General features: G+C 33.8%; 1 protein-coding gene. It reads left to right on the plus strand.

Annotated features, from left to right (window positions below; all coding sequences use genetic code 11):
- Positions 1 to 275: 275 nt before the first annotated feature.
- On the plus strand, positions 276 to 5408 hold a 5133-nt coding region (locus IJQ68_RS05325; RefSeq protein WP_292797922.1), incomplete at its 3' end, for a hypothetical protein.

Consider the following 5408-nt stretch of genomic DNA (forward strand, 5'->3'; position numbering starts at 1 on the left):
GAAAATTACTTTGGAAATACATTAGATAGGCACACTAAAAGAATTTATAGAACTCCTGAAGGAATATTTGATTATATTATGGCTAGAAAAAATGGATGGGTAGAAAATCAAAAAAAAGTCCTAACAAAATGACAGTCCCATATATTTATTAATAATCAAAAATAAAACTTAATATTAAATATTGTGTTTATTTACAATATTTATGTATGTATTATTGTACAGAACGAACATTCTGTTTGATTACTTGATTTTTAGAGAATATGAGGTAATTAAAAATGACGAAAAAAAGGATGGGGGTATTGCTGATACTACTCCTTGTAATGATTATAAGTGTCGGCGCGATTTCAGCGGCCGATACCAATAATACATTGCTGGGGGAAGGCAGTGATACGAATATTGCAACGACTTCCGTTGCTATTGAAGGAAACAACGCCACTTCACCTGGAAGTGAAGCCGGCGATGACGTTGTAGAAATTAGTGCAAATGATGATTCGGATGGTGTGTCCGATGAGAAATTAGGGGGAAGTGCTTCTTCTAATGTAGGCGAAGAGGTACTTTCTGCTTCAAATGATGATTTGCTTAGATCCAATGGAAATAATTTTTTGTATAACGGTAAATGGTATGAGGATTTAGATGATGCTTTTGATGACGCTGATGATGATCCCGGAAATAAAATTATATACGTTTGGAGAGGTACATATAAATACACTGACGATTCGGATGAATTTAGTATTACAATTGATGATCCAGTATCTATAACACTCCAGCCCTATGACTCTACCCATGAAGTTATTTTTGACGCTGAGGATAAGGATTATTTCTTCACGGTACAAGGTAATAATGTACATCTCACAATCAATGACATTACCTTTAAAAATGGGAATGCATATGATGGTGGTGCTATAGAAGTTGAAAATGGTGGACAAGTGACCTTGAACAGATGTACATTTGAAAGTAATAACGCTTATGACAATATTGCTGGTGGTTTTGGATTAGGTGGAGCCATAGTTGTGGATGAAGGTTCACTTGAAGCCAATGACTGCCGATTCATTAGCAATTGGGCAGGAAGATACGGTGGAGCAATCTGTATTGAAGATTTCGGTACAGTTACACTCAATAACTGTTATTTCAGTGGAAATGAAAAGAAACATGGTAATGATAAAGTATCAAACAATTTTGATGATTATGATATAGATGATGGTAAAAGTGCAGATTGGTCTTTTTATAATTGTCTGTTTGTAGGAAGCGGTTCTATTGGTATTGACGTGGATGCTCCTGAAAAATCAGTTACAATAACTCCGGATATTAATGATGATGCAAATCTGGTGGTTTTATATAAAGATGGTTCTTATTATGATGAAGCACCTTGGGCTAGTGGCCATTCTGCAACTTTCAAAGGTCATTATAACACAGGCCTTGATGCAGGAACATATACAGTTTACATGATGAAAGATTCGGAAAAAAGATATGAGTATTCAGGAAATACTTTTACCATTATAGAACCTAATTTTATTTTATATGATGGGAATTTAAATTATGTGAATGTATTTGAAACTTTAAGTGCTGCTGTAAATGCTATTCCTAATGGTGGAACTGGTGTAATTAATGTTAAAGGTGGAACTTACACAGGTTCTGGTAATCTTAACGTGCAGATTAACAATAAAGTAGTTACAATTAGTCCTAAATCTGATGAGGACTCTGTCACTTTTTCAGGCAATTCTCAAACTAATTTCTTGGTTGTAGGTTCTAATTCCAAACTCACTATTGAAGATATAAATATAACAGGAAAGTTTTCAGATTCCGCATTAAAATTCACTGCCAATTCAGAAGGTAGCATTTCAGATTGTGAATTTACACGTATTTATAATCAATATCAACTTGGAAACCCGATTAATGCACAAAATTCAAATTTAGTACTGAATGGTTGTACTTTTGAAATAAACGGTCCGACACTCTTCAAAAACACTATTGTAAATATTGATGACTGTACTTTCACTTCTAATAACGGAACTTATGGTGGAGCTATCAATGCTGATTCTTCCACATATTTAACTGTTACCAACTCAGAATTCAGCGATAATAATGCTCTTGAGCAAGGTGGGGCAATATATGCTACTAATCTTGAACTCCATAGTACTGAATTTATAGGAAATTTTGCCAACTTAGGAGGGGCTGTTTATATAACCAGCCAAAGTGACAGTCTAATAAACATTACCTACTGTGTTTTTGATACAAATAGGGCAACAAGTTACAGAAACATATACTTCGAATCACTCACAAGAAAATTTAATTTCAAGTTCAATGAATATGATTTGGATTTGAAAATATCTTTAAAAGATGATTCCTATGGTTCTGATTCTATTCTTTATGGTGATTTTGACTGGGGATCAAATTTAAATAATAATTATACTCTTTTAACTGGATTTGTAGATGAGGAAAATATCTTTGGAGATATTGTTACAGTTGTAAATAAAAAATTTGAAATAAATCTTGGAGTGCTTCCTGGCGGAACACATGAAATAGTAATGGCAGGTATGTATAATCAGGGAGACAGTAATGACCATTTCTGGCAACATGACTACTATAACGATTTATACGGAAACGAATTCTATTTAAGTGGTCCAGTATATGCAAAAATTGGAATTGAAAAAGCTAAAATCAATTTAACTCTTGAAGTAAAGAATGTATTAATACCTGAAACGCCTGTTTTAAATGTTTATTCTGATAGGAATCTGAATTTTACTATTTTCATTCAAAATAAATATTATCAACTTGAAGTTGTAAACGGTAAAGGCAGCATGCAACTGACCGGCCTTGATTTGGGTAATTATACAGTTGTTGCTATGCGTGACGCTGATGATAACTATGAGTTTGCAATGAATTTCACTTCATTTTCAATTGCCAAAACATACAGCAACTTCATTGTTTTAAGTACAAATGTGGAATATGATACATTAAATGAAGCTGTAGCTAATTCTAATGATGATGATACCATTTATATTAAAAACGGCACATATTCTAATACTGGAATAGTGATATCCAATAAGACTCTCGATATCATTGCATTGGAAGGTGCGATCTTTGATGCTCAAGGCAGTGACGCCAATTTCATAATAGTCAATGAAAACGCTGCTGTTGATATATCCGGCATAACATTTAGAGGAATTCACAACAGAAATACCAATTATGGTGCTATAGTCAATCACGGATATCTTTCACTGACTTCATGTAATTTCACAGACAATAAGATTACAAAGACATCATTTTCTGAAAATGGTGGAGCAGCCATATTCAATGACGGATATTTATTGGAAATTGACTACTGTAATTTCATAAATAATGCCGCTCCTTTAAAAGTAAGTACTGCAGCTGTCACATCCTTGAGTCATGAAGACGTTTCAATCACAAATTCCAAATTCATAAATAACACTGCACGTGAAGGTGGAGCATTGCACTTCAAAAACATAACCCAATTTGAAACAGTAATCACTTCATGTGACTTTGAGCGTAATACTGCTGTTAAAGGGTCTGCAATATATGTAGGCAACAATTCCAAATATATTTCTGTCACTCTATCTGATTTCAAGAAAAATGATATCAAAAATAGTTTGGGAGAAAAAACTCAACTTGAAGGTGGAGTAATTTATGTCAATGCCAATAGTGATGTGGTCTTTGATATCAGTTTATCTAATTTTAAAGACAACGCAAACAGCAATGTTGATGGTGGAGTCATATGTCTTGATGGAGTTTCAAAAGCATACATTGAAAGCACCACATTCACTAACAATAGCGGTAACGTGGGTTCTGTAATTTTAATCAAAAATCCTTATAATAAAAAGCTCTCATTATTTGTAGACAGCAGTGCGTTTACAAATAACAATGCAGTAACTGGAGCCATTGTAACATCTCCTAAAGTTACAACATTCATTGATGAGTGTGTTTTTGCAAATAACACTGGAGAAAACAGGAATATTTACAGCAATGGATTTACAGTAGTTCATGACTCCGTTTTAGATGTCAAAGATGCTAAATTAAATGCACCATCTGTTCAATATGGTGAAAGTTCAACAATCACTGGTGCAGCAGATTTCGGTGCAAATCTCTATGCAGTAGCCAATTTAACAGTCGCAGGTGAAAACAACATTGTGGAAATCAAAAACAATTCATTCACCTATGATGCAGGCATATTGGGTTACGGCAAATATTATGCTGTTTTAAACAGTATTACAGATAACAATAACAATACATATCTAATGGACAGTATAACTGAAATTTTCAGAGTTAACCGTAATGGCATTGAATTTAATGTTTCCGTTGACAACATTACATATGGTGAAACCCTGAAAGTTGTTGAAAGCCTACCTTCAAATGCAATGGGCACATTGAATTATCAATTGAACGGAAAGTATTATACAAAAGAAGAAATTGAGTCATTGATTTTGGATGCTGGAAAATACACACTTGTAGCAGATTATAATCATGAAGATTATGTGCCAACATCAGCTACGGTTAATTTTGAAGTTTATAAAGCCAATCCTACCATATCTGTATCGGATGTGGAAGTGGAATATAACGACAGTATTATTGTAGACATTCAAACAAACGTTCCGTCAATATATATAATAGAAATCGAAGATTACAGAAATATCGTATTTATTAATGGCAGCAGGTCTGTTGAAATAGAAAAAACATTTGAACCTGGCACTTACACAATCAAAGTTACTTCCCGAGAACGTGTAAACTACATATCAAATTCCACTGAGGCAATTTTGAAAGTCGGCGGAAATATTAATGTATCTAACTTAAATGCATCTTCAGTTGACACTTCCAATAATATTCCTGACCAGTCATTAATGACTTCTTCATACATTAAGCAACCAATAATTGATGATATTAACAGAAACATTAATGGTTTAAAATTAAAAGCAGATAATGCCAACAATGATAATATTCTTGGTTCTGCAAATAATGATATGCTTGGTGATGAAAACGGAGAATATAACTTCCTTTTCCAATACGATGAAGATGATGATTACAGCTATTTTGATACTCTAGAAGATGCAGTTGATGAAGCTCTATTATATGGTTCAGGTATCATTACAGTTAGAGGAGGAACATATTCTGTATCCAGTATGGATATTGAAGGAGAAGTTGAATTAACAATCAAGGCTTATGAAAATGAAGAGGTTACCTTTGACTGTGGTGGCGAATATTACTTCATGCTTTTAACATATGATACTGAAACATATCCGACTGCGACACCTCCGTTTTTTGAGGTATATCAGACAGACGGTCCTACCGTCACACTTGAAAACATTACCATAATCAATGGAGTTGCTACTTATGGTGGAGCTATTGACCTGAGAGCAGGTACTTTGGTCTTGAACAACTGTAATTTCCACAATAAC

The organism is Methanobrevibacter sp., from assembly GCF_017447225.1.
Classification (GTDB): domain Archaea; phylum Methanobacteriota; class Methanobacteria; order Methanobacteriales; family Methanobacteriaceae; genus Methanocatella.